A 24419-nucleotide genomic window follows, 5' to 3' on the forward strand; every position below is an offset into this window, starting at 1 on the left:
GGTTACTCCATAAACGGGTCGAGAACCGCGTAGTCGGGCGGCGAAAGGTCGAGCACCTTGCCATCACGGATCACGGTCCGGTCGGTTTGCGGACGCGCCATGAATTCGCTCCATGAGCGCGCCTTGAACAGATTGAAGTCGGCGGGTGTGCCAGCAGCAAAGGGCGTGTAGTCAAAGTCGCACATGGCTGCCGGGGTCGTCGAGAAGGCGGTCACCCAATCGGCATCGGAATGGTCCAGATGCGCAATGCGGGTCGCTTCGCGCATCACCTCGACCATATCCAGATCGCCATAGGCGTAGAAGGGGTCGCGTGTGTTGTCCGAGGCAAAGGCGACCGGGATGCCTCGCGCCTTCATCTCGTGCACCAAGGTTACACCACGCCAACGCGGGGTGCGGGCGCCCGAATTGCGATCCTGTAGGTAGAGATTGCACAGCGGCAGCGAGACGACGGTCAGGCCAGCTTCGGCGACCAAATCCATGGTGCGATCAGCTTCGCTTTCATCCTGGACGGCGAGTGAACAGCAATGACCGCAGACGACTTTACCTTTGTAGCCTGTTTTTAGAACAGTTTGCGCGATTTGGCGCAGTGTCGCGACCGAGGGATCGCCGGTTTCATCGACGTGAAAATCGGCGTCCAACTCGCGCTCTGTGGCCAGGCGGAAAAAGGCTTCCAGCCGATCTTCCAGGTCCGGCAAGGGATAGGTGACCAGGCCGAGCACGCCACCGGCTTTGGAAACGATGTCTGCGGTTTTTTGGTAGCGACCGGTGCCGTCTGGTTCGATGCCATCAGCGCCGACAAGACTGACGGCTTGCAGATCGACACGGCCTTTCCAATCGGCGCGCACCTCGTCGAACACCGCCCAGGAGATGTCATCCTGAGGCGGGATCGAATCCAAATGCGTGCGGATCGCCTTGGTGCCGTGGGCATAGGCGGCTTCCAGCGCGAAGTTCATGCGGGCGCGGACATCGTCGGCAGACCAGCGGGCCTCGCGGTCCCCGGCCACTGACGAGAGGGCGCCGTCGAACGTGCCATCGGGGTTAGGTGTGCGCGGCCAAATGTGCCCCTTGTCTAGATGGGTGTGCATATCGACGAAGCTTGGTAGGGCCATGCGCCCATGCATGTTGATCCGGGTCGGCGCAATCTGGTCTGAGAAGAGCCCGTCATTAATCGTGACGGAGCCTGTGACCAATGCGTCATCGGCGCCGATCAGCGGGCCTGGCAGGGTGAGATTATCGAGGGTAACCGGGCCTTCAGGTAGAGCAAATGCGCTGGTCACCTAGCGCTCCCGCTTCAAGGCACTCTCGTGCCATTTGTGGAGCAAGAGCCAACTGAGAAAGCTCAGCACAGCGTAGATCACCACGCCAGTTGCCGCGATCAATATCAGCGCAGCGAACATGCGCGGGATGTTGAGACGGTAACCGGCCTCCAAAATCGTGAAAGCGAGGCCCGAGCCGATACCGCCGGTGCCGGCCACATATTCAGCGACCACCGCGCCAATGAGCGCCAGACCGCCCGCGATACGCAGGCCACCGAGGAAGTAGGGCAGGGCTGAGGGCAGCTCCAAATGCAAAAGGCGTTGCCAGCGCGAGGCGCCGTAGATTTTGAACAGGTCGCGCAGATTATGGTCTGCGGAGTTGAGGCCCAGCGTCGTGTTGGACAGGACAGGGAAGAAGGCCACGAGCCAGGCGCAAATCAGCAGGCCAACCAGGCGCTCTTCGACATAAATGAAGATCAGCGGGGCAATCGCCACGATGGGCGTGACCTGCAAGATCACCGCATACGGGTAGAGTGACATCTCCATCAGGCGAGACTGTTTGAAGAGGATCGCCAAGCCCGCACCACCGATGATGGCGGCCAAAAGCGCGGCGCCTGTGATCATCATGGTGATGGAAAGCGCATCGAACAGAACCCGCCAATCAGCGATCAGCGTGTCCCAAACGCGGCCGGGCGATGGCAAGATGTAATGCGGGATCTCGTTGATCGCGACGACGCGATCCCAGGCAAAGATGCCGAGCGCAATCATGACGACTGGCAGCATCCAAGCACCGATCTTGTCCAAGCGCTCGCGGCGGGCAAGGGCGCGTTCTTCAAGATCGACAACCTGCGCGTCGTCGGATGGCGAGAGGCGTGGTGCATCATCGTTGGAGATCACAGCCATTATGCCGCCTCCGCGTTGGTGCCGAGCGTTGCGTGCAAAGCCTCGGAGGCCTCACGGCAGTGGGCGGCATATTTGGGCGACGTGCGGAAGTCTTCGTGGCGCGGATAGGTCTCGTTCACCCGCAGTTCTTGCACGACGCGACCTGGACGGGCGGCCATGACCACGATGCGGTTCGACAAAAAGACGCTTTCGAACACCGAATGGGTGACGAAGATGACGGTGCAACCGATGCGCGCCTGCATCTCCAGCAAGTCATTGTTGAGCTTGAAGCGGGTGATTTCGTCGAGCGCTGCAAACGGTTCGTCCATCAAGATGAGTTTTGGCCGGGTGACCATGGCGCGGGCGATGGAGACGCGCATTTTCATGCCGCCGGACAGTTCGCGCGGGTAGCTGTTTTCAAACCCAGACAGGCCGACGACTTCGAGGATTTCGTCGATCTTGTCCTTCACCTCAGCTTTGCTGATTTTGGCGAGCCTCATGGGCAGCCAGACGTTATCTTCCACCGTTGCCCACGGCATCAGCGTCGGCTCCTGAAACACCACGCCGAGGTCCTGACCTCCGGTGCTTTTGCGCCCGGTATCGGTCCAGACGATGCGCCCGGATGTTGGCCGCATCAGCCCGGCAATCAAACGCAAAGCGGTGGATTTTCCGCATCCTGACGGCCCGAGGAGACTGACGAAATCGCCGTCGTGAATGTCCATCGACATGTCATCGAGCGCGGTCACCGAGCCGCCGAACACCTTACCGACATGGCGCAGCGATAGGATGGGCGTGGATTGAGCTTGGGTATCAGGCAAGACGCAATGTCCAGGTCTCTTCAGGGGAACGGCGCACCCTTGTTTTTAGGCGCGCCGTTACAGTGTCGTCGGGGGGAGGAATTGAAAAGGGTTATTCCGGTCGCAAGTCCAAGCCCAGGCCTTGGTTGACGAATTCGGTCGTGTACGCGGCCGTGTAGTCAAGCCCCGCGTCGATCACACCGGCGTCGACCATCTGGGCGTAGAACGCGTCGATGGTTTCGTCAGTCATGGCGCCGATCCCCAGCTCCAACGCATCACCGGAATCGACGATGCCGAATTCGAGCATCTTTTCGATCGCGTAGTCGATCTTGTCCTGCGTCATTTCCGGATTGTCGGCCATGATAAGCTCGTTGGCGGCGGCATTGTCGCCATAGAGATAGTTGTACCAACCGAGGATCGAGCCTTCGACGAAGCATTCGACGACTTCAGGCCGCTCTTCGATGGTGGCCGCCATGGTTTCCACGGTCGTTGCGTAGGTCGCAAAGCCCGCGTCGGCGATCAGGAACACGTTGGGGGTGAATCCGCCTTCGGTCTCGATGACATAAGGCTCGGAGGAAAGGTAGCCCTGCATGCCGGTGCGCGTGTCAGCGAGGAACGGTGCCGGGTTGAAGGTGTAAGGCACGCGCTGCTCGTCGGTGAAACCGTGGGCCTCGACCATCCAGCGATAATAGCCGGCAAAGCCGTTGTCGCCGATGAGCAGCGTGAGGTCTTTGAGCTCTTCCCACGAATCGGCCTCACCGGGATGGGCAATAATCACCTGAGGGTGTTTCTGGAAGGCGGCCATGACGGCGACGACCGGGATGTCTTGCTCGGCGGCGAGGAAGGTGGAGACCAAATCGCCACCCATGTGGAAGTCAATCCGGCCGGCCAGAAGCAGCGCCTTGTTGTTCACCTGTGGGCCGCCGGTGACGATGGAAACGTCCAGACCGCAGGCCTCATAGGTGCCGTCGGCGACGGACTGATAGAAACCGCCGTGCTCGGCTTGGGCGAGCCAGTTGGTGCCGAACACCACCTCTTCAAGGGCAAGCGCTGGCGAAACCGCGCCAACGGACAAGGCGGTGGCTGCTAGCAGGGCAATTTTGCGCGTGGATGTGCGGCGGTGGGACGAGGAAGAAAGTGTCATCAAGGACTCCGCTGTTTTTTGTGCGCATGCGTCGCGCATGTTTGGCCTGCCACTATAGGTTAGCCATTTTTGGGGCACAGTCCGGTTCGCTCGATGCGCTCAGACCAACCCGCTTGGTTACGATTAGGTGGCGGGTGGGTTGTGATGTCAACGCAAAAACGCCTAAAATCTAGTCGCAATGCGCCTTTGCCTTTTGCCTGTGCATGATGCCCACGCTTTGTGCTTGCTATGGAGGCAATTGGCCGGTTTTCGTCCTTCATGAGGTGACGCTTTGAGCTTTCGATCCCTTTTGCCCGACGGTTTGGCTCCGCCTTTTGCGCGCTATGCGCACGGTGTGGCGATCGAGGCCGGTCAACGCATGGTGCGCACTGCCGGTCAGTTGGCGATGGCCAAGGACGGGACGATTCCTGAGGGCGCGGAGGCGCAGGCGCATCTGGTTTTTGAAAATATCGAGGCTGTGCTCGCCGAAGGTGGCCTTGGCAAGAACGATGTCTGTCATCTGTTTGCGTTTGTTACGGCCCGCGAGCATATGGCCGGTTATATGAAAGCCCGCGACGCTTGGCTCGCCAATGTGCCAAAGCTACCGGCCTCGACGCTGATCATCGTCGGCGGCTTCACCCGCGAGGAATTTCTGGTGGAGATCGAAGCAACGGCGGTTGGGCCGGTAGCGTAATTTTTTGCTAATTAGGCACCTCGCTAGAGGCTGGCAAAAGCCTCTGGCATGAACAGCAGGTCTGTATCCTCGGTCCTAGCACCTGCCGCGGTGAGCATCGCGTGCATCTGGCCGCGATGGTGGGTCTGATGATTGAAGAAATGGGTCGCCAGGATCTTGTGAGGTTTGCAAACCTCGCCGCCAGCAACCGCCGAATGCCAGCAAAGCTCGCCGTCAAACCAGTCGGCTGGAACGTCGTGCGCCCAGCGCAAAATTGTCTGGTCGAGCGCCTTGCGCCTCGCCCTTAGATCATCCCACGCCGATGCGAAGGCCGTCGACTCTTTGACGCTGCCGCCCGGCGCAGGCGTGCCTGCAAAGCGGCTCATCCAGAATGAGTCGCCCCATAACAGATGGGAGGCCGTTTGATGGATCGACCCAAAGAATGCGCCACGCTCTTTTTCGCGCTCATCTGCGCCTAGTTGATCGGCGGCCGAATAGAGGCTCTCATTTTGCCAGGCATTGTACCGCGCCATGGTGATCGCATGCTCTTTGGTCGGCATGGTGTCTCCTTTCAAAGGATGTGCGCCGGTTTTGGCTTGCCTTCGCTCTGCGCCAGAAAGCTTGGCATCGCTTAAACCACCACAGATCCATCGCCAACGGCCGATGCGACGGGTTTGACCGAGCCGGAGCGGATGTCGCCGACGGCATAGATCCGTCGCATGGAGGTCGCATAGCCTCGGGGGGTTCCAGCCCAATATCGGCACAGTTGTCACGACACTCGTCTCGATGGCAGTGCAACGACCTGGTCAGATCAGCAGGGCTTCAGTCCAAGTCGCGGTTCATTGTGTAGGTGCCGATATGCGCCGCGCTATCAAGGACATGGCCATCGATGGCCGCCAACGCCTCCGGTCCGCCGAAGTCGTTCGGTACGTCCACCGCTTCAACGTCGAGCGCATACACCGTGAAATGGTAGTGGTGGACGATGGCGTCGTTCCATGGTGGGCACGGCCCATCATAGTCGCCATAGGTTCCGCCCATTTCGTCGTCACCGGCAAACCAGTTGGTGTAGTTATTCTCGCCAGCCAGGCCATAGGCTTTCGCGCCAACGGATTTACCCCTGGGCGTCACGCCCGATGAGGCGGCGCCTTCGTCTATCTGGGTGACCGAAGCGGGAATGTTGACCAGAACCCAATGGAAAAAGTCGACCCTTGGCAGCGAGGCTGGAACGGTCTTGCCTTCCTGGTTCACGTCGTCACCGCTCGAAGGAACGTCCGGGTCATGGCAGATCAGGGCGAAGGACTTGGTGCCGGCCGGCGCGTCGCTCCAAGCAACCGCCGGGTTGACATTGTCGGAGAGCTCGAAACGACCCTCGGCCGGGATCTTGCCGAAGGCAAAGCGGGGCGGGATGGGCGCGCCGTTAGCCCAGTCGTTGATCGTGATTTTCATTGCGTTTCTCCCTTAAATCAAAGAGGCGCCGCCCCGGCGTGTGCCGGGACGGTTTTGAGTTCAGCGATTGTAAACCGCGGTGATGGTCGACGAAGCCAGGCTGTTGGCATTGACCATGAAGCCGGCCAGCGCGTTGCTGACAGAGGCGTCCAGTTCGAGCGTCGCACCGAGCGCGTGGACGGTAAAGATGTAGCGGTGCACTTCTCCTGGAGGGGGGCAAGCGCCGCCAAAGCCTGTTGCGCCATAATCATTGGCCAGCTCAACCACGCCTGCTGGCATCTCGCCGCCGCCAGGCAGTTCCGTGACGTCGGCAGGGATGTTGAAGGCAAACCAGTGCCACCAGCCCGAACCGGTCGGTGCGTCCGGGTCATAGACGGTCACGGCAAAGCTCTGCGTGCCGTCAGGGGCGCCGGACCAGGCCAGTGTTGGAGCAGTGTTTTCGCCTTCACAGCCAAAGCCTTGAAAAACGAACTCATTGCTCAACTGCTGGCCTTCGGCAATGTCAGGACTGGTCAGGGTCAATCCGTCTGCCAAAGCGGGGCTCGCAAGTGTTGCGGCCAATACGGTGGAGAAGACTAGGTTGCGGCTCATCGTTCTATCCTTGCTTGGGATCGTGGGTTGTTGATGAGGTCAACCTACCTGCCGTCTCGCTCTGTCGCTTCTTACACCCAATCAAGAATATTCGAAATTCGATCAATTTGCCGCTGAACGGATGTCTTTTGGCTTAACTCCGAACCTTTTGCGGAAAGCGTCGGAGAAGTGCGATGGCGTTTTGAACCCGCACTCTAAGGCTATTTCGGACACTTGCGTGTGCGTTGTTTGCAGCAGGGCTAATCCTCGTTCGAGCCGCGTGTTCAATAGGATTTTGGAGAATCCTTGACCCGTCCGCGATAGCCAGCGGCGCATTGTTGCCTCGCTCATGGCAAAGTGCTCGGCCACCTCTTTGGCCATCCAGGGATGGCTGAGGTCGGTTTCGATCAGGCTTCTAACCTGACTGATCGGGTCATCTTGCACCTTAGTCGGCAATCGAAATCCTTTGCCGCGCAGCCAGAGCAAAGGCTCGATCAGGCGATGTTGTTTGATCGTTTCCGGCAGGCTGTCATTGTCCAAAGTCTCTTGGATCAGGCTTAGGATATGCGATGGATTGTGGTCCTTCGCGCGCACAACCTGCACGCCCAAGGCGCTGTTGGATTTTGGCAGGTCCGCAAAGACCGCATCCACCAGATCGTGGGTGAAACACACCCCCAGAGCTCGGTAATCGTCGTTCATGACCGGGCGGTTTTCCATCGTGACGATGGACCCCGGCGGAAAGATCATCAGATCGCCTTCGTGGCCGGCGATTTCACCCTGCTTCGGGCACAGAACGTGCTTGCTTCCGCGCTGGATAAAGAACAGGAACGTCAGTCGAAAATAGAGCTCGGTGAAGGTCGCGGTCGTGGCCTGCGTGATCGGGTAGATCGAAACTTTGGCCTGCGCACCTGCCCCCAAGTCGCTCCCGGCGTCGCCCAGCTTCGACACGGTGCGTTTATCCGCCATTGAGATGGGCATGCACCGCTGACACCACCACAGAGCCCTCGCCAACCGCCGAGGCGACGCGTTTGACCGACCCGGAGCGGATGTCGCCGACGGCGTAGATCCCTGGCATGGAGGTCGCGTAACCGCGCGTTTCCAGGCTGACGTCCGCGCCGGTTTTGATGAATCCTTTGGCGTCCAAATCGACCTGGCCGTTGAGCCAACCGGTGTTGGGCGCTGCGCCGATCATGATGAACAGCGCTTGGCTATCCACCTGTTTCACCTCGCCGGTCTGCCGGTTCTTGATGTGCACCGATTCCAGGCGTTTTTCGCCATCCAGATGGCAGACTTCACTTTGCGTCCAAAGGGTGATCGACGGGTCGCTTAGGATGCGTGTCGAGAGGTACGATGACATGGTCTCCGACAAACCGTCACGGCGCACCAGCAAATGCACATGTTTGGCATGACGCGACAGGAACATGGCGGCCTGACCTGCGGAGTTACCGCCGCCGATGATCACCACTTCAGTGTTCTTGCAAAACCGGGCTTCCAGTTCGGTGGCGGCGTAGTAGACGCCATGGCCTTCCAGGCGCTCCAGATCGTCCAATGGTAGGCGCTGGTACTGCACACCATTGGCAAGCACGATAGAGCGGGTGCGGATGCAAGTTTCGTCGTCCAGTTCCACTTCGTAGTGGGTTTTCTTGCAGTGCAGCTTGGTCGCGCGGCGCGGTACGGTGAAACGGGCGCCGAATTTCACCGCCTGCACTTCGCCGAGATAGGCGAGATCAGCGCCGGAAATGCCGCGCGGAAAGCCCAGATAGTTTTCGATCCGCGAGGAGGTGCCCGCCTGGCCGCCGATGGCGGTGTCTTCGATGGTGATCACATTCAACCCTTCAGAGGCCGAGTAGACCGATGCCGCCAGGCCGGCAGGACCAGCGCCGACGACAAGCACATCGAACAGCCGGTCGGCCTTGGCTTCTAGATCGAGGCCAAGCGCAGCTGAGACTTCGCGCGCGCGCGGATTGACCAGGATTTCATCCTTGCCGATCAGCGCAAGGCAATCGGCCTGCGGCAAGGCGCAATGATGATCGAGGGCTTGCTCCCAACCCTCTTGCGTGCGGTCCACAAACCGGTGGGGCACAAGAGACCGGGTGGCAAATTCAAGAAGGCGCAGTGTCGTGCGGTTGGTTGGATCGCCGACGATGGTCAGGCGCCCTTCACCCCATTCCATGATCAGGCGTCGTCGGGCAGCAAAGGCGGTTACGATGATGTCACTGAATTCCGGATGGGTGGCGATCAGCTCTCGCAGCACGTCGTTTTTGACCGTGATGACTTCGGCTTTCTCGCCGATTTCGGCGGCAAAGAAGGTCCGCTGACCCATCAGCATGCCAAGCTCACCGATGAAGTTGGGTGAGGATACCGTCACCACGGTGTGCCCGTCGGTGCGGTCGATAACATGCATCGTGCCCGACAGAAGTTGATGGAAATCGTAGCTGTCTTGTCCCACCTCGAAGACAACGTCTCCCGGTTCCAGCGTGCGGCGCTCGCCAACGCTTTCCAGAAGAGCGACATGTTCATCGGATAGCGTGGGGTAGGCCGCGCGCTCCAGGTTGTTTTTCGGCTGGGTGTTGCGCGGCGTGTGGGTTTTGATTGGCATCGGGGGGACCTTGGTTCAGCGCGTCAGGTGTCCTATGTCGGGATCAACCAGACAAAAAGAAAGAGCGACGATGCGTTATTTGCACACCATGGTTCGCGTCCAAGATATCGACGCCAGCCTCAACTTCTACTGCAACCTTTTGGGCATGGTGGAAATTCGCCGCCGCGACAGCGAAGGCGGCCGGTTCACGCTGGTGTTTCTGGCCGCGCCCGAGGACAAAGAGGCGGCGCTTGCCAACAAGGCGCCGATGATCGAGCTCACCTACAATTGGCCCGATGAGGACGGCAAATCCGAGGCCTATACCGGTGGCCGCAATTTCGGACATCTGGCCTATGTGGTCGATGACATCTACGCGCTCTGCCAAAGACTTCAGGATGGTGGCGTGACCATCAATCGCCCGCCGCGCGATGGGCATATGGCCTTTGTCCGTTCACCGGACGGCATCTCAATCGAGATGCTGCAAAAAGGCGATAATTTGCCGGCGCGGGAGCCTTGGGCATCCATGCCCAACACCGGCGAGTGGTAGGCCTTGCGCTCTGACGACCGGCATTCAGATTATCTGGTGATTGGCGGCGGCATTGTCGGTCTTTCGACCGCGATGCAGCTTGCCAAAACGCATCCGGATTCCACCGTTCGGGTGCTGGAGAAGGAAGACCGCCTGGCCGCCCATCAGAGCGGGCACAATTCCGGTGTCATCCATGCCGGGGTGTATTACGCGCCGGGCAGTTTGAAGGCGAAGTTTTGCCGCGCTGGTGTTGAGGCGACCATCGCTTTCTGCACGCGGCATCAGATCCCATTCGAGCAGTGCGGCAAGCTTTTGGTGGCGACCACGCCCATTGAGCTTGAGCGGATGGATGTGTTGGAAGAGCGCTGCCGCGCCAATGGGCTGGACCCCGAGCGCCTTTCCGCCGATGAGCTCAAAGCGCGCGAGCCAAACATCACCGGGCTTGGTGCGCTGTTCGTGCGGGTGACCGGCATTGTCGATTATCCAGCGATGGCCCGCGCGATGGCTACGGAACTGATGGAAGCTGGCGGTGACGTGGTGCTGAACTGCGTCGTGACGGGTATCGCTGAAGGCCCCGACAGTGTTCCCGTTGCCACCAGTCGGGGCCTCTATGAAGCGAGGCAATTGGTCGTCTGCGGCGGCTTGCAAGCTGATCGGCTTGCCAAGATGGCGGGCGTCGATGTCGATTTTCAGATCGTGCCGTTTCGCGGGGAGTACTATCGCCTGAACGCGCGCCACAACGCGATCATCAAGCACCTTATCTACCCGATCCCTGATCCGGACTTGCCCTTTCTCGGCGTGCACCTGACGCGTATGATCGATGGGTCGGTGACCGTCGGCCCCAACGCGGTGCTTGGCTTTGCCCGCGAAGGTTATCCCAAGGGCTCGTTCAATGCAGGCGATGTCGCCGCGATGCTCGGTTTTTCAGGCTTCTGGAAAGTGATGGGCAAAAATCTCGGCTCGGGCATTACCGAGTTCCGCAACTCGCTCTCAAAACGGCGCTATCTGAAGCTCTGCCAGAAGTATGCGCCTGGTCTGGCGCTTGAGGATTTGGAGCCTTATCCGGCTGGCATTCGCGCCCAAGCGGTCATGATGGACGGCACGCTGGTTCATGATTTTCTGATCAAACAGACGCCGCGCACGCTGCATGTCTGTAACGCGCCGTCACCGGCTGCCACATCATCGCTGCCTATTGGGGAGCATCTTGTTCGTCGTCTGGCAGAGGGCCCTGGCTGATCAGCTCCAATGGTACGCCGCCGCCGGTGAGCGCGGGAATGACCCGTAGCGTGATGATCTGATAGGGCTTCACGTCCAGCTCGATATGGTTGTGGCGCACCGGCACCGGCTCCAGCACATCTTCCAGCAGATTACAGCGCATGACGGCTGCGACATCGAAGCCGAACTGAACCGTGACCGGCCCGCGCTCGCGGCTGTTCTCGTAAAGCCGCATGATAACACCATTGCCGTCTTCGGCCTGCTTGATGGTCTCGATGATGAGGTTGGATTGATGCGGCATGGCAAAATGGCGCCAGGGCGTTCGCCCGCCCGTATGCTTAACGTGACGGACGATCAGCGGATTGTTGAGATCATAGGCCGCGCGCGGCACATCGCGGCGCCAATCACCTTCATGGGGCAGCAGGGCGTAAGTCATGTAGTGCACGCCCTGATCGGCAATCGGATCGGGCATGGTGGCCGATTTCAGCAGCGAGAGCCGCATGACATTGTGGTGGATGTCATAGCCATACTTGCTGTCATTCAGCAGCGCGACGCCGTAATTGCCCTCTGACAGATCGGCCCACTTTTGGGCCGCGCTCTCAAAGTGCGCATAGTCCCAGCTGGTGTTGCGGTGGGTGGTGCGCTCCATATTGCCGAACTGAATGTCGTAGGTCGCGGTTGGCGACAGGATAGCCACCGGAAAAGCGGTTTTCAGCAAGGTGTGGGTTTCGTTCCAATCGATCACCGTGTCGAACATGATGCGTTTGGAGCGATGATCAAGCGAGATGCGCTGGGTGATGGTGGAATGCCGGAAGGTGCGGGTGATTGCGATGGTTGCGCGCAGCGGACCGGTTTCCACCACCTCCATGGAATCGAGGGTATCGATTACATCGCAGCGGTCTTCGTAATAGATGTCGATGTCCCAGGCATCCCAGACAACAGGCCGGTCCTCGAAGGCGAGAAGGCGGTTGCCGGTTTTGCCTTCTTCGAGCACCTCGCGCTTGGCACGCTTGTCCCAGATGGAGGCGATCTCGCCCTTCAGATCGAACACGACCTTGAGGTCAAAGTTCTCCAGGGTAGCGCCGGTCTCGGTAAGTTCGGCGGTGAGGCCGGTGTTCGTGTTGGCCGGGCTCGCGGTCGGTCCAAGGGCGATCACCGAATAGGGCTCGATGATCGGGGTCTCGATCAGCGTGCCGCCATCGACGGCTTGCGTGAGCAGGCTGCGTTCATCGCGCAAATCCATCAGACCGGTGTCGATGTCGTCAGCCAGGAAGCCGGTGCGCCCGCCGCCAAAGGGCTGGGCATTGATGACCAGGGCCGTGGCGCGTTCAGGCATGGACCCAGCCAGTGCTTTGATCGCCTTTTCGCGCACCGCGGAAACGCTGCGGCGCACCTCGGCATAGTCCGCCATGGTTTCCTCGTAGACCTCAGTGATCGAGGAGCCTGGCAGAATGTCGTGGAACTGATTGAGCAGTACCAGCTCCCAGGCCTTGCGCAGCGTTTCGGCCGGGTAGGGGTGACCGGTTGTTATATTGGCCAGCGCGCCGATGAACTCGGCCTGATGCAGCAGCACTTCGCATTTTCGGTTGTGCCACTTGGCTCGGGCCTGGCTGGTCAGCGTGCCACGGTGGAGCTCCAGATAGAACTCGTCGTTCCAGGTGGGGATGCTTGTGACTTCGGGATCGTTTTCAGCGTTTTCGAAGAATTCGCGCACCGTGCCCGGACGTAGGCGCGGCGCGCCTGGCATCTGATCATAGGCGTGCAGCGTGTCGATGAGATCACGGGTCGGTCCGCCGCCGCCATCGCCATAGCCGTAGGCGATAATCAGCTCATTGTGGGAAGGTTTCTGGCGGAAGTTCTCCCAGGTGCCAAACACCTCTTCAGCGGTCAGTTCGGCCTTATAGGTCGTTGCATGGGGCAGGTACTGCACTTTGCGCGGCGTGGTGAAGAAATGGGCCATCACCTTGCTGCCATCCAGGCCTTGCCACCACATCAGCTGGTGCGGCATCTGGTTGTACTGGTTCCAGTTGAGCTTGTTGGTGACGAACCATTTCAGGCCCGCTTCCTTCATCAGTTGCGGCAATGACCAGGTGAACCCGAACGTGTCGGGCAGCCAGAGCACCGGCGTCTCGGCCTCCGGGCCATACTCCTCGCGGAAATAGAGGCGGCCATAGACAATTTGGCGGGCCAACGCTTCGGCACCGGTGATCACGCAGTCGGGCTCGACCCACATGCCACCAAGCACTTCCCAGCGACCTTCTTCGATGCGGGCGCGCATGCCCTCATAGATCGCCGGATAGTCTTCCTTGGTGAACTGATATTGGAGCGGTTGCGACTGGCTGAAGTGATGGTCCGGGTAGGTGTCCATCATCTTCAGCACGTTGGCGAAGGTGCGCCCGCATTTGCGGCGCGACTGATCAACGGTCCACATATAGGCCAGATCAAGATGGGCGTGGCCGATGGCGATGATATCGACGTCCAGCGGGTTGCCACCTTGCGCAAGGCCATCCTTGAGCACCTGAAGCGCCTCTGGCACGGAGGCGTAAAAGGGCTCGCCGCCGACCGGGTCGCGCGTGTCGAGCGCTTTGAAAGCAGCGTCGAGGCTTTTCAGAATTTCGTTGCGCGCGGTGGAGGTTTCCGGCTGCTGGCTGACCACATCGAGCGCGGTGTGCGCCAATTGGCATAGCTCGCGGGTCGGCGGATCAATCTCCACTAGCGAGCATTCGCGCATAAAGAGCTTGTCTTTGGCGTTGGGGTTAGGCGGCCAGCCGGAAAGGCCGGTCCAACCGTGCAGCGCCAGGTCATGTTCTTGCCCATCATTGACGCGCTCCGGCAGGAAGAGTTCGTGATGGTGGCGGTCAACGGAGGCTTCTTGCTCGCCATCGATGTAGGCGAGTGCCTCGGGGTGGGTGAAAATATCGCCGGCCACCCCAAGCGGCAGATGCAGGGCGAGCGGCCCGATATCGCCCCATCCCGGAGGTACTGAAAGCCGCGTGCGCAACACAAAGTCCGTCGCCCAATTGCCCCAGTAGCTGTCGAACGGGATCATCGGCCAATCGCTGATGTCAACGCCCGCTTCGACGGGAGCCTTGGCAAGCGGACCCTCCAGCGTCGTGTAGCGGAACGGCATGATCGGCTGGCGGCGCCGATAGACCAGGGGCGCGACCAGTTTCAGACGGGCGGCGATTTTCTCGACCGTCCAATAGATGTTGTGCTTCATGGGATATGTTCTTCGAAGAGCCTTATGCCGCTTTCGACATACTCCCAGGAACGGTGAGATCAAAGCCCGGCACCTGACCGCGGAACACGGTTTGGGTGTTTTGGCTGAGCGCCGCCAGCGTTTTGACATCCTCATCGGCGGAGGCGGACTCGCCCCAGGAGCGGTTCACATCCGGCCAGGGGATCGAGTCGATGAGAAGCTGGGTGTAGGGGTGCTGTGGGTTGCCGATCACCTCTTTGGGCGGCCCAGCCTCGGCGATATGGCCGTGGTAGAGAACGATCACATAATCTGACACGTGATAGGCGGTCGCCAGATCGTGGGTGATGTAGAGGATCGAAATCCCATACTGGTCTTTCAGATCGTAGATGTTCTTCAGGATCGTTGCGCGCAAGCTTGCATCTACCATCGAAACCGGTTCATCGGCGATCAACAGTTTCGGTGAAAGCATCAGCGCGCGGGCGACGATCAATCTCTGACGCTGGCCGCCGGAGAGCTGGTGCGGGTAGCGGCGCAGCACCTGGTTTGGATCAAGCCCGACGGCTGTGCAGGCCTCGAACATCTTTTCTTCGGTGTGCGCCTCGGACTTGGCAAAACCGAAGCGTTTGAACGGGAATTTCAGGGCGTGATCGACCCGGTAGAACGGGTTGAAGCAGGCATAGGGATCCTGGAACACGGCCTGGACGTTCTTGCGGAAATCAAGGCTCGCTGACGGTCCCATCCTGTTGATGTCCTGACCCTCAAAGAGCACCCGGCCTGAGGAAGGTGGCGTAAAGCCGAGCATCATGCCGCCCATGGTCGATTTGCCGGACCCTGACTGCCCAACGATGGAGATGATCTTTGGTACCTCGCCGTCGAGCTTGAAGGACATGGGGTGCACGGCGGTGACATCGCCATAGGTCTTGGAGACCGCATCGAACTCCAGCAGCGCCTCGGCGCCAGCGGAGCGGTTGACTGGTGGGGCGCCGATGCCCTCATCCAAAAAGCTGTCGCCGCCAACCAGCGGGACAGAGGAAATCAGTTGCTTGGTGTACGGGTGCTGCGGGTTCTCGATGATTTGTTTGACCGTGCCGTGTTCGACCAGTTCGCCATCTTTCAGCACGGCCAATTCATCGACGGATTGCGCCATCAGGCCCATATCGTGACCAATGAGAATGAGGCCCGAACCGATCTTGGCCTGCACCTCTTTGAGCGTCTGCATGACGTGGCGCTGGGTTACCACGTCGAGCGCGGAGGTCGGTTCGTCGGCGATGATGAGTTCCGGGTTCAGCGACACGCCAAGCGCGATGCAGACGCGCTGCTTCATACCGCCCGATAGCTCGTGCGGATAGAGCCTGCCGACATGGCCAGCGAGACCCACGCTTGCCAGGCAATCGTCGGAGCGGCGCTTCAGTTCCGCCTTCGACACATTGCCCTCATGGGCGCGCACGGCATCCCAGATCTGATCCTCGATGCGCATGATGGGGTTGAGCGAGTTCATCGCCCCTTGAGGAATGTAAGCGACCCGCTGAAGGCGGGTCCTGCGCATCTGCTCCTCGTTGAGGTCGAGGATTTCGGTTTCGCCAAGCTTGATCGAGCCCGACGAGACGTATCCCGGCGCTGCCAGCATCTGCATGACTGCCAGTGCGGTGGTGGTCTTTCCGGAGCCGGACTCACCGATGAAGCCGACGCGGCGGCCTTCATAGATTGCCAGATCGAGGTTGCGCACGGCGTGCACCAGCCCCGCCGACGTCGGGAAGTCGATGGAGATGTCCTTCAGTGTGAGGACGGTCTTGCCTGATTGTTCAACGGCCATTGCGTGTGTCCTCACATTTTCCGCAGGCGCGGGTTGGAGACTTCATCGAGCCCCAAATTCACCAGCAACAGCGCGATGAACATGATCGCGAGCAAGGCCGTTGGTAGGCCCCACCACCACCAGAGGTTCTGGATGAGCGCGCCGGAATTGATGGCGTCGTAAATGATGCGCCCAAGGGTCGGGATGCGCTGCGGACCAAGACCAAGGACTTCTAGCCCGACAGCCGTCACGATGGCGGTGGTCACGTTGGCGATGAAGGAGCCGAACAGATAAGGGATCAGGTTCGGCATCATCTCGCGGAACATGATGTGCATGGTCGATGCGCCGGAGAGCTGGGCCATTTTCACGTAGCCCGACTCGCGCATTGAAAGCACTTGCGCGCGGATGAGGCGGGTCGGCGATTGCCACATGAAGCCTGCGATCAGCACCGCCATCATGATCAGCGACACATCGCCAAACGCCGATTGGAACACCACCAGAATGAGCAGCGGCGGGATGGTGATCATGACATCGGAAAAGATGCGGATCACATCGTCGACACGGCCGCCGATGAAGCCGGCGGAAAAACCAAGGAAGATGCCGGTTGACATGCCGATGAGTGACGCGACTGCGCCGATCATCAGCGTGTTGGGGGTGCCAACGATCAAGAGCGCGAGAAGGTCGCGGCCTGCGCCATCGGTGCCAAGCGGAAACTCGGCCAGGCCTTCCTGGCGGCGCAAGTTCTCAAAACCAAGCGGCGGCAGTTTGAGGGGCGTTGACCCGGTGAAGACCAGTTCGGTGTTCCAAATGATCCCGCCGATGAACCCCAGGAAGAGGATGCCGCCAAGGATGACGACGCCCCAGATAAGCTTCGGATTGAGCCAGGGATTGTCGAACCGATTGAAGCGGCCTGACGCGGTAGACGTGTCAACGACGCCGACGGCGGCGCTGTCGGTGGTTGGGTCGATGTTGCCGGGTTTCGCGCCAAGCAAACGGGCAGGGTCGTCTAGCGTTGCCTTGTCGGATGCGGTGCCGGCTTGCGAGTGGGTGGTGTCAGCCATCAGCTGTTGCCTCCCGCAGACTGGCGTATCCTTGGATCGATCAGCGGATAGAGCAGATCAACGAGGAATACGCTGAGCGCCGTCATCAAGATGATGATGAAACTGACGCCTTGGATCACCGCGAAATCCTGATCAAGGATCGCGTCATAAAGCAGTTTGCCCATGCCGTTGTAGGAGAAGATGCGCTCAACAAGAATCTGGCCGGAAACAAGCAGGCCGATCTTCAGTGCAAAGGCTGTAACCTGCGGCAGGATCGCGTTGCGCACCATGTATTTGTAGAGAATGTAACGCGGCTTCAGACCCTTGGCCTTGGCAAGATTCACATAGTCCTCGCCCTGCACGGTGATCATCAGGCCGCGCATGCCGAGCGTCCAAAAGCCGAAGGTGACAAGGATGATGGAAAGGGCAGGCAGCGTGCCGTGCTCGACCACGCTCATGGCAAAATCGAGCGACCATTCGGGCACGACATCCAGGCCGTAACTGCCCGTTAGCGGTAGGGCTCGCAGCTGCACCGCGAACACGTACATCAATAAGAGTCCCGAGAGGATCGGTGGGACCGAGGTGAAGATCATCAAGGTCGGGATCACGACCTTCCAGACCCTTGGGGTTCGCTCCCAAACCATGAAGGCGCCCAGCGCATTGCCGATGATGAAGGTGATGATCACCGAAAGCAGCATCAGGCCGATGGTCCAGGGCAGGGCCTGGGCGATCAGCGAGGCGACGGGCGTGGGAAAGCTGGCTGCGGAAAGGCCGAAGTCGAAGGTGATGATCGATTTCAGATAGAGGAGATATTGCACCCAGAGCGGCTCATTGAGGCCAAAGCGCTCGCGCAACTGTTCTAGAATTTGGTCAGAGCCCTCAACGAAGGCACCGCCGGCGGCCATACGTCCGAGCATTACTTCAGCCGGGTCAACGGGTGAGAGGCGCGGAATGATCCAGATGAGCGTTGCCGCGATCCAGACGGTCAGTACGAAGGTGATCGCCCGGTTGACGATATAGTCGCGCGGGATGCCGAACAGCGTCGCGCCGCCCGATCCCTTGCTTGCCGGTGGGCTGGTTGCCGTTGCATCGCTCATCGGTCATTTCCCCCTCGTCCTTTGCTGCACTGGCCCGGTATTGTGCCGGGCAGGGTGCAAAAAAGGCGGGGCGCATGGATGCGTCCCGCCTTGGATTGGCTGTTATTCAGCGCGTTCCAGATTGTGGATGATCTGGTGTGCCGACCCCCACCAGAAGGCGGGATGGTTGTAGTTGTTTTCAGCCGTCGGCCAGCCCGTCCAATAGGTGGTGTTGAACGGCAGCAGCTTGGCAGCTTGAACCAGTGGCACGAATGGAACCTCGTTTGAGAGATAGCCGTGCGCTTCGGCCACCATCGCCGGGATCGCCGGATCGCCGATGGCCATCGTGCCCATCTGCTCGACAATCTCGGTATAGGCGGCTGTCGCGTCGGTGTCCCACCGGCCGGTGTTGTTGAAGCCTGGCGCGCGCTCGCCGATCGGCGCGATGGTCGCGTTGGTGTAGCGGTTCATCGACGCCCAGGGCTCGTTGACCGAGCCACAAGAGAGCCAGGAATAGCTCATGTCGTAGCCGCCAAGCGGCAGGACTTCGCCCCAGAACACCGAGTTTTCAACCGGCACGGCGCGGGCGGAGATGCCGGCGCGATTGAGCTGTTCAACCACGATGTCGATGGTCCGAGTGTACTCGGTGGAGGCCGAGTTCACATGAATGTTGGCCGTCAGGTCTTCGCCGTTCAGCTCATAAATGCCATCGTCGCCGCGCGTGTAGCCCTGGGCTTCGATGATGGCCTGCGCGCCTTCGACATCGGCTTCGGCCGTGAAGGCGTGGCCCGCGGCTTCCACCGCATCGATGAACGGATCCATCGCGCCATACTGCACGAACATGGAGCGCGAGGGCTGCGTCGTACCCTCATAAGCGATATTCACGATCTGATTGCGATCGATCAGCATCTCCACGGCCCGGCGCATATCGGCATTGTCCCATGGCGCGACGGTCGTGTTGAACTCCATCTGGCGGGCGCAAGGATCTGGCCAAGCGTAGGGCAGATCGTCAAACCAAGCGATTATGTTGGGGTTTTGGAAACCCATTGCCTCGAACGTACCGAGGGTTACGGCCTGCGCCGCATCCATCTGGTTGGAGACCATGAGCTGGGCGCGGTTTTCCTCGCCGCCCGATTCCAGGAAGATCACGCGCAGCGGCTCTGGCAGGTCTTCAAAACCGGCTTGTGCGCCCCACCAATCATCATTGCGATCCCAGATCGCGCGGTTGGTGGCAATGGAATCCAGCGTGTAAGGCCCTGTGCCGATTGGTGGGTTGAAGGCGAAGGTTGCCGGGTCTTCGCCGGCCCAAACATGTTCGGGCATGATCAGGAACGAGCCAAAGATGCGGTTGGAAAAATTCTCCAAAATGAAGCGCGGATTGGCATTGTTCAGTGTGAAGCGCACCGTCAGATCGTCGACCTTTTCGATGCTTGCGACCTGAGCGCGGATCGTTGCCGGCTCGCGTTCCGACAGGCCCTCATTGTCGAGCGCCATCTGCACGGTGAACACCACATCATCGGCGTTGAACGCCTCGCCATCGGACCAGCTAACGCCGTCGCGCAGGGTGACCGTCCACTCGTCTTGGGCTTCGTTGGATGAGAAGCCTGTGGCGAGCCACGGTTCGATTTCACCGGACTCATAGTTCAAGATGAAAAGCGGCTCCCACATCGTCTGGTGGGCACCATGCTGGCGTTTCACGCCAGGCGTGAAGGGATTGAAGTTTTCCGGGTCGCGGATCGTGCGGTCAATGTCAAAGATGACCGTGTCTTCGCGCGCGACCTCTTGGGCGGCGACAACGCCAGTCAGAGCAACGGCGAAGGCCGTGCCAGCAAGCAGGCTGGCTTTCAAATGGTTCATGGTTTCCTCCCTTGGAACCTGATTCATGGAACCGGCGAAAGCCTTTTCGATGGTCGTTGCAGACCAGGCTCGCGCTCTTCTTACGAAGCTATTTTTCAGCAAGCATAAGTCCAGAATGAATACGAATGCAAGGGTGCACGTTTTTTGTGCTGCCGTTGGGTAAATTGTACAGGCTGGTCGGCGTTAGCTGAGTGTCGCGTAAGCCACAGAAAGCAATAGAAGAATGGCGAATGCGATGTTGACGATGCGCGATGTTCGCGGATTTTGCAGGGCACTTGTCATCGCAGCACCGGCAAAAAGCCAGGCCGTGTTGACTACACAGATCGTCAAGATCAGCAGGCCGGCTTTCCAAAGGCTGTCGGTAAGCTGGCTGCCTTCGACGAGCACATGACCGGAAAAGAGCGCCGCCATGGCCGCATAGGCCTTGGGATTGACCAACGAAAGGCCGAACCCTTCATACCAACGCGGCGCCGTTTCTTCATTGACCTTGGTGTTGTCTTCAGCGGGTTGATTCAGCGGCGGAGCCGTCGCGATGCGATAGGCAAGATAAAGGAAATAGGCTGCGGCCAGCGCGGTCACGACGGGCGCAATGCCGGGCACGGCCAGCACAATGCCAGCGAAGCCCGTGCCAACCAAAGCGATCACCGCAACCATCCCGAGGTTAAGGCCGGCCATGTATTCCAGGCCCCGCAAACGCCCGAACGACGCGCCAACGGCGGCCATGCTCAGCGTGTTGGGGCCAGGGCTGCCGGTGAGGGCCAAAGCGGCAAGCAAAAAGGAGAGGGTGGCTGTCAGCATCGCTGCCCACCACTACCGTGGCTAGTGGACGTAATCCATCACCAAGACGCGGGTTTCATCGGGGATGTTGGACTTGGTAATATCGACGACATGTTCAAAGGCAAAGTCGACTTTTGCGTCGTCAAAGTAGGCGAGGAAGCTCTCGATCCACATGGTGTTGCGCGGCTTGTAGGTGAGGGTGCGAAAGTGCATCGGCACGATGATCTTTGGGCGCACTTTTTTGATGAGCACATCCAGGTCCGGCAGCTCAATCGTCAAATAGCCGCCAGCCAGCGCCAGCAGCACATCGACATCTTCAAAGAAGGCCATCTGCGCATCCGTCAGTGGATTTCCAACGTCGCCCATATGGGCGATTTTGATGCCATCGACCTCGAAACGGTACATGCCGTTTTGGCCTGGTATGCCCCGAGGATGGTTGACCCATTCGGCCGCTTCGATGGCATTGACGGTGACGCCTGCCGCCGTTGCGCTTCCACCGTCAAGCGCGGTGTCGAGGGCGTTGATGACCGCCGGTTTGCCAGGGATGAGATCGGCGCGGCAGTGAGCGTCATCATCATCGGATGAGATGATGACCAGATCGGCGGTTTCCTTGATCGGTCGGTAGCCGACACCCTCCGGCGTATAGGGATCGGTGATGATGGAGGTTCCATCCTCGGCGGTGATGCGGAAGGCGGCGTGGCCGTACCATTTCAGTTGCATGACAGAGAAATCCCGGTTTTGGTGCGGTGAATCGTTCGCGCATCTTGAATGCGTATGCAAGACCCGATCGTTCGTTGGGTCCGACAGTGCGCATTTGGCTTCCCGCGCGAGGCAAAGGCGCTGTGATCCGCAAAGGAATGCGCCATGTCCACCGACCCGTCTCCCGCCCTGTTGATTGTCGCCATCCTTGCGATGATCGCCGGTGGCGTGGCCATTTCTGTGCAAGCGCCGATCAACGCCACATTAAGCCGTGGGCTTTCCGATCCGATTCTCACCGCCTGTATTTCCTTCTTTGTCGGCTTTCTCGCGCTCCTTGCGGCTTGGGGGATCAGCCTAACGGTGCGCAGCAGCGGACCTGATCTCGCAGGCCTTTCTGGTTTACCGGCTTGGGTCTGGGTCGGCGGCATTCTCGGCACCGTTTATGTTCTGGCCGCTCTGTGGAGCGTGCCAAAGGTGGGCGTCCTAACCGTCGTGGCGGCGGCGGTCTTCGGACAGCTCATGGCGGCGCTGGTTATGGATGCCATCGGCGCGTTTGGGCTTGCAGCGCGCGAGATATCGCTGACGCGAATTCTAGCTGTCTTCATGGTGCTCGGCGGCTTGGTCCTCTCGCGCGTCTAAGGCGCTAGTTCCCGCCGACATTGCGTGGCCCCTCTTTTGGCGAAAACCGGTCCGATGATGGGCGCGGGTGGTGGCGCCAACGGCCGGTTGGGTCTTCGCCACGGCAGAGGATGGCTTCAATCCCGGTTTCCCATTGCGCGTCGGTGATGGTGACTTCCGGTGGGCAGTAGCGAATCGTGAGGCCGCAGCGGCGACGCTCCGACGTGTTGGGCAGCGAGCCGTGCGCCAGCATGTCGGCGTGAAGCGAAAACTGTCCGGCTTTTAAAGTGTTGGAGAACGGCTTCCCAAGCTCCTGCGCGCCAACAAGTTCCTTGTCGAGAACGTTGCCATCGCCGGCAGCCTGCCATTGCAACTCGCCCTTATCGTGGGTGCGCGGGATGAACCGCATCGCCGCATTGTCCACATCGGCGTCATCGATCGCGAGCCACACGGTCACGGTGCGCGCCGGAGCGAGATGCCAGAAGCTGGCGTCCTGATGCCACGGCACCGTTTTGGGATCGCCGGGCAGTTTGGCGAAAAAGTGCGAGGCCCAGCAGATGATGTTGGGGCCGACAATGTCTTCGACATGGTTGAGGATTGTTGGGTTGGTGCACAGGTCCCAAACGCCTTTCAGACGTGCCTGAAAGCAATTGATGGCATAGCCGCCCTCCGGTCCGGCTTGTTCCAAAAGCGAGTAAAAGTAGGCGCGGTTTTGTGTGGCGCCAGCTTCGTCAAAGGCAGTCAGCCCGGTGATGAAACCCTCGCGGTTGTAGTGGGCGATGTGATCACGCGTCAGGGTACGCGGGTTCTCTGTTTCGACCGGCGAAAATGACAGATCAGAGACTGTTTGCAGCATGGCTTGCGGCATTCCTTGAGGGTGGGTGCTAGCCTTGACGATGTCTCCTATTGAATGATCTATCTTGCATTATCTATCCATTTTCTTATGGTATTTTGACTATTGAGTGCCATCACGCTGCATCTGAGCGATTACCTAGAGCCGGACGAGCGGTTTCACTTCGCACGTACCCGTCTCGTGCCGGGCGCCAAGGCGCGCGAGCATCGGCACGACTTTTTTGAGATGTTTTGGGTCGAGCGCGGACGGGTTGCCCATCGAGCCTTTGACAACGAGGAGCCGCTGGCGGAAGGGGCGCTCTGTTTCATTCGTCCGGAAACTGTCCATAGCTTGCGTCCCAGGGATGGCGCCGCGACGATCACAAACATCGCCTTCTGGCCGGAAACGGTGGTGCATCTTCAAAGTCGATATGGCGAAACGCTGGCACAGGTTGGCGCCTGGTCAGAGGACCGGTCAACCTCTCACGACCTCAATGGTGCCGATCATCGCAAGCTCACTGCGTTGGCGGGCCAGTTGGAACAGGCTGGGCGCAGCCAGTTCGCGCTTGACGCCTTTCTACTTTCAGCATTCTCGCTTTTGACCCATCCGGATCCATTGCCGGACGGCGCTGATCAGGGGCCGGTTTGGCTTACCGAGTCCTGCCGCGCGCTGAGGCAAACCGACGTCTTGCGCGCGGGTGTCGCCGGATTTGTTGCCGTCAGCGGCCTTAATCCCTCGCATGTGTCTCGGGTCTGCGTCCGCCACACCGGCAAGACGCCCTCGCAGCTTGTTGCGGCGGCGCGCATGGCGATGGCAGCCCGTCTTTTGGCCACCACGGATGAGCCGATCATTGCCATCGCAATGGAAGTTGGGCTGGACAATCTCAGCCATTTTTATGCGCTCTTTAAGCGCTACCATGCGACGACGCCGCGGGCCTATCGCGTGCAGCATCGCCGTTCTATCGTTGGCGTCTAGCGTCCAACGGCTGGCATTATCACTCACCTGGTTCGGCTGCTAACATATTGGCAAATTGAGACAAAACACACCCACGCTTAGGTCGCGTTCAGCACTTGTTAACCTTAGAGGCAGACGCTTCCATGATGGCGATAGGCCAGTATGGAGGTAACTGTGATGATGACGGATCAAGGTGCCGACGGACCGCGCGGCGATGCCGGGCATGAAGGTGGCCTGAGCGAAATGGAGCTGATGCTGAAGGGCTATGGCCTGACAACAGCAAACATACTCTATCGCATGCCTGATCATCCCAGCGTCCTGCAGACCTTCATTTGGCAGGACTATGATCTGGCCCCGAAATTTCCGCGCTTATTTAGTTTTTTGGATTTCTGGCGCGATAAGCTGGATGGGCCGCTGCACTCGGTGCAATACGCCCACAATAAGCTGATCAAGCCAGGCCTTTGGCGCAAGGTGGACGGCGAACTCAGCCTGCATTGATTGCACGATTG

At 59.6% G+C, this 24419-nt stretch carries 23 protein-coding genes; 6 read left to right on the forward strand and 17 right to left on the reverse strand.

Going from position 1 to position 24419, the window contains the following annotated elements; translation table 11 throughout:
- Nucleotides 1-2: 2 nt before the first annotated feature.
- The 4 genes from JJ917_00825 to JJ917_00840 all read right to left on the reverse strand — a co-directional run bounded on the left by JJ917_00825 (nt 3) and on the right by JJ917_00840 (nt 4079).
- Nucleotides 3-1277, reverse strand: a complete 1275-nt coding sequence (locus JJ917_00825; protein MBO6697350.1) for a cytosine deaminase — start codon at nt 1275-1277, stop codon at nt 3-5.
- On the reverse strand, nt 1278-2159 hold the full coding sequence (locus tag JJ917_00830; protein ID MBO6697351.1) for an ABC transporter permease: 882 nt from the start codon (nt 2157-2159) through the stop codon (nt 1278-1280).
- Nucleotides 2159-2866, reverse strand: coding sequence for an ABC transporter ATP-binding protein (locus JJ917_00835; GenBank protein ID MBO6697352.1), 708 nt, complete (start codon nt 2864-2866; stop codon nt 2159-2161). The genes JJ917_00830 and JJ917_00835 overlap by 1 nt, the downstream gene beginning before the upstream one ends.
- A gap of 181 nt (nt 2867-3047) precedes the next feature.
- Nucleotides 3048-4079: an ABC transporter substrate-binding protein gene (locus JJ917_00840; protein ID MBO6697353.1), complete on the reverse strand. Its 1032-nt coding sequence runs from the start codon at nt 4077-4079 to the stop codon at nt 3048-3050.
- Between the two features lie 271 nt (nt 4080-4350).
- On the opposite strand from JJ917_00840, the gene JJ917_00845 reads away from it, so the two are divergent.
- Nucleotides 4351-4752: a RidA family protein gene (locus JJ917_00845; protein ID MBO6697354.1), complete on the forward strand. Its 402-nt coding sequence runs from the start codon at nt 4351-4353 to the stop codon at nt 4750-4752.
- Nucleotides 4753-4775: 23 nt separating this feature from the next.
- Here the strand turns inward: JJ917_00845 and JJ917_00850 are convergent, their stop codons facing one another.
- The 5 genes from JJ917_00850 to JJ917_00870 all read right to left on the reverse strand — a co-directional run bounded on the left by JJ917_00850 (nt 4776) and on the right by JJ917_00870 (nt 9346).
- On the reverse strand, nt 4776-5291 hold the full coding sequence (locus JJ917_00850) for a damage-inducible protein DinB (protein ID MBO6697355.1): 516 nt from the start codon (nt 5289-5291) through the stop codon (nt 4776-4778).
- Between the two features lie 262 nt (nt 5292-5553).
- On the reverse strand, nt 5554-6177 hold the full coding sequence (locus JJ917_00855; GenBank protein MBO6697356.1) for a YbhB/YbcL family Raf kinase inhibitor-like protein: 624 nt from the start codon (nt 6175-6177) through the stop codon (nt 5554-5556).
- A 60-nt stretch (nt 6178-6237) separates the two neighbouring features.
- Nucleotides 6238-6768: a YbhB/YbcL family Raf kinase inhibitor-like protein gene (locus JJ917_00860; GenBank protein ID MBO6697357.1), complete on the reverse strand. Its 531-nt coding sequence runs from the start codon at nt 6766-6768 to the stop codon at nt 6238-6240.
- A gap of 102 nt (nt 6769-6870) precedes the next feature.
- Entirely contained in the window at nt 6871-7713 is an 843-nt protein-coding gene (locus JJ917_00865) for a helix-turn-helix transcriptional regulator (GenBank protein ID MBO6697358.1), read from the reverse strand.
- A complete protein-coding gene (locus JJ917_00870) occupies nt 7703-9346 on the reverse strand; it encodes an FAD-dependent oxidoreductase (GenBank protein ID MBO6697359.1) in 1644 nt (547 codons plus the stop codon). The genes JJ917_00865 and JJ917_00870 overlap by 11 nt, the downstream gene beginning before the upstream one ends.
- A gap of 70 nt (nt 9347-9416) precedes the next feature.
- Here JJ917_00870 and JJ917_00875 point away from each other — a divergent pair, with 70 nt between their 5' ends.
- Together JJ917_00875 and lhgO are read left to right on the forward strand one after the other, a co-directional pair.
- Nucleotides 9417-9872 (forward strand): lactoylglutathione lyase, encoded by a 456-nt coding sequence (locus JJ917_00875; GenBank protein MBO6697360.1) that lies wholly within the window; start codon nt 9417-9419, stop codon nt 9870-9872.
- Between the two features lie 72 nt (nt 9873-9944).
- Complete coding sequence (gene lhgO, locus JJ917_00880; protein ID MBO6697361.1) at nt 9945-11087, forward strand: L-2-hydroxyglutarate oxidase; 1143 nt, start codon at nt 9945-9947, stop codon at nt 11085-11087.
- Here lhgO and JJ917_00885 read toward each other — a convergent pair.
- The 7 genes from JJ917_00885 to JJ917_00915 form a co-directional block, all read right to left on the reverse strand.
- On the reverse strand, nt 11041-14286 hold the full coding sequence (locus tag JJ917_00885; GenBank protein MBO6697362.1) for an alpha-mannosidase: 3246 nt from the start codon (nt 14284-14286) through the stop codon (nt 11041-11043). The genes lhgO and JJ917_00885 overlap by 47 nt on opposite strands.
- Before the next feature lie 22 nt (nt 14287-14308).
- The gene (locus tag JJ917_00890; protein ID MBO6697363.1) at nt 14309-16078 is read right to left on the reverse strand and encodes an ABC transporter ATP-binding protein; all 1770 of its coding nucleotides are present in this window, start codon (nt 16076-16078) and stop codon (nt 14309-14311) included.
- A gap of 11 nt (nt 16079-16089) precedes the next feature.
- Nucleotides 16090-17118 carry an ABC transporter permease gene (locus JJ917_00895; protein ID MBO6697364.1) on the reverse strand — a complete coding sequence of 343 codons (1029 nt, stop codon included), beginning with the start codon at nt 17116-17118 and terminating at the stop codon, nt 16090-16092.
- Nucleotides 17118-18194 (reverse strand): ABC transporter permease, encoded by a 1077-nt coding sequence (locus tag JJ917_00900; protein ID MBO6697365.1) that lies wholly within the window; start codon nt 18192-18194, stop codon nt 17118-17120. The genes JJ917_00895 and JJ917_00900 overlap by 1 nt, the downstream gene beginning before the upstream one ends.
- 102 nt (nt 18195-18296) lie before the next feature.
- The gene (locus JJ917_00905) at nt 18297-20030 is read right to left on the reverse strand and encodes an ABC transporter substrate-binding protein (GenBank protein ID MBO6697366.1); all 1734 of its coding nucleotides are present in this window, start codon (nt 20028-20030) and stop codon (nt 18297-18299) included.
- A gap of 183 nt (nt 20031-20213) precedes the next feature.
- Nucleotides 20214-20828: a LysE family translocator gene (locus tag JJ917_00910; protein ID MBO6697367.1), complete on the reverse strand. Its 615-nt coding sequence runs from the start codon at nt 20826-20828 to the stop codon at nt 20214-20216.
- Between the two features lie 21 nt (nt 20829-20849).
- Nucleotides 20850-21527 (reverse strand): MBL fold metallo-hydrolase, encoded by a 678-nt coding sequence (locus tag JJ917_00915; GenBank protein MBO6697368.1) that lies wholly within the window; start codon nt 21525-21527, stop codon nt 20850-20852.
- 144 nt (nt 21528-21671) lie between these two features.
- Between JJ917_00915 and JJ917_00920 the strand changes: the two genes are divergently transcribed.
- Nucleotides 21672-22145 (forward strand): DMT family transporter, encoded by a 474-nt coding sequence (locus tag JJ917_00920; GenBank protein MBO6697369.1) that lies wholly within the window; start codon nt 21672-21674, stop codon nt 22143-22145.
- 4 nt (nt 22146-22149) lie between these two features.
- On the opposite strand, the gene JJ917_00925 is transcribed toward JJ917_00920, so the two are convergent.
- Nucleotides 22150-22980: a phytanoyl-CoA dioxygenase family protein gene (locus tag JJ917_00925; GenBank protein MBO6697370.1), complete on the reverse strand. Its 831-nt coding sequence runs from the start codon at nt 22978-22980 to the stop codon at nt 22150-22152.
- Between the two features lie 102 nt (nt 22981-23082).
- Here JJ917_00925 and JJ917_00930 point away from each other — a divergent pair, with 102 nt between their 5' ends.
- Both JJ917_00930 and JJ917_00935 read left to right on the forward strand, forming a co-directional pair.
- The gene (locus tag JJ917_00930; GenBank protein MBO6697371.1) at nt 23083-23931 is read left to right on the forward strand and encodes a helix-turn-helix domain-containing protein; all 849 of its coding nucleotides are present in this window, start codon (nt 23083-23085) and stop codon (nt 23929-23931) included.
- A gap of 159 nt (nt 23932-24090) precedes the next feature.
- A complete protein-coding gene (locus JJ917_00935; GenBank protein MBO6697372.1) occupies nt 24091-24408 on the forward strand; it encodes an usg protein in 318 nt (105 codons plus the stop codon).
- Nucleotides 24409-24419 lie beyond the last annotated feature (11 nt).

This window comes from Hyphomicrobiales bacterium (assembly GCA_017642935.1).
Taxonomy (GTDB): Bacteria; Pseudomonadota; Alphaproteobacteria; order Rhizobiales; family MH13; genus MH13.

Bases quoted from the DNA above. Each gene is read 5' to 3' on its own strand.
- JJ917_00925 (MBO6697370.1), bottom strand. From the start codon at position 22,980: ATGCTGCAAACAGTCTCTGATCTGTCATTTTCGCCGGTCGAAACAGAG.
- JJ917_00865 (MBO6697358.1), bottom strand. From the start codon at position 7,713: ATGGCGGATAAACGCACCGTGTCGAAGCTGGGCGACGCCGGGAGCGAC.
- JJ917_00830 (MBO6697351.1), bottom strand. From the start codon at position 2,159: ATGGCTGTGATCTCCAACGATGATGCACCACGCCTCTCGCCATCCGAC.
- JJ917_00915 (MBO6697368.1), bottom strand. From the start codon at position 21,527: ATGCAACTGAAATGGTACGGCCACGCCGCCTTCCGCATCACCGCCGAG.
- JJ917_00920 (MBO6697369.1), top strand. From the start codon at position 21,672: ATGTCCACCGACCCGTCTCCCGCCCTGTTGATTGTCGCCATCCTTGCG.
- JJ917_00840 (MBO6697353.1), bottom strand. From the start codon at position 4,079: ATGACACTTTCTTCCTCGTCCCACCGCCGCACATCCACGCGCAAAATT.
- JJ917_00890 (MBO6697363.1), bottom strand. From the start codon at position 16,078: ATGGCCGTTGAACAATCAGGCAAGACCGTCCTCACACTGAAGGACATC.
- JJ917_00900 (MBO6697365.1), bottom strand. From the start codon at position 18,194: ATGAGCGATGCAACGGCAACCAGCCCACCGGCAAGCAAGGGATCGGGC.
- JJ917_00835 (MBO6697352.1), bottom strand. From the start codon at position 2,866: ATGTCGATGGACATTCACGACGGCGATTTCGTCAGTCTCCTCGGGCCG.
- JJ917_00860 (MBO6697357.1), bottom strand. From the start codon at position 6,768: ATGAGCCGCAACCTAGTCTTCTCCACCGTATTGGCCGCAACACTTGCG.
- JJ917_00870 (MBO6697359.1), bottom strand. From the start codon at position 9,346: ATGCCAATCAAAACCCACACGCCGCGCAACACCCAGCCGAAAAACAAC.
- JJ917_00885 (MBO6697362.1), bottom strand. From the start codon at position 14,286: ATGAAGCACAACATCTATTGGACGGTCGAGAAAATCGCCGCCCGTCTG.
- JJ917_00895 (MBO6697364.1), bottom strand. From the start codon at position 17,118: ATGGCTGACACCACCCACTCGCAAGCCGGCACCGCATCCGACAAGGCA.
- JJ917_00875 (MBO6697360.1), top strand. From the start codon at position 9,417: ATGCGTTATTTGCACACCATGGTTCGCGTCCAAGATATCGACGCCAGC.
- JJ917_00855 (MBO6697356.1), bottom strand. From the start codon at position 6,177: ATGAAAATCACGATCAACGACTGGGCTAACGGCGCGCCCATCCCGCCC.
- JJ917_00910 (MBO6697367.1), bottom strand. From the start codon at position 20,828: ATGCTGACAGCCACCCTCTCCTTTTTGCTTGCCGCTTTGGCCCTCACC.
- JJ917_00905 (MBO6697366.1), bottom strand. From the start codon at position 20,030: ATGAACCATTTGAAAGCCAGCCTGCTTGCTGGCACGGCCTTCGCCGTT.
- JJ917_00935 (MBO6697372.1), top strand. From the start codon at position 24,091: ATGACGGATCAAGGTGCCGACGGACCGCGCGGCGATGCCGGGCATGAA.
- JJ917_00850 (MBO6697355.1), bottom strand. From the start codon at position 5,291: ATGCCGACCAAAGAGCATGCGATCACCATGGCGCGGTACAATGCCTGG.
- lhgO (MBO6697361.1), top strand. From the start codon at position 9,945: ATGCAGCTTGCCAAAACGCATCCGGATTCCACCGTTCGGGTGCTGGAG.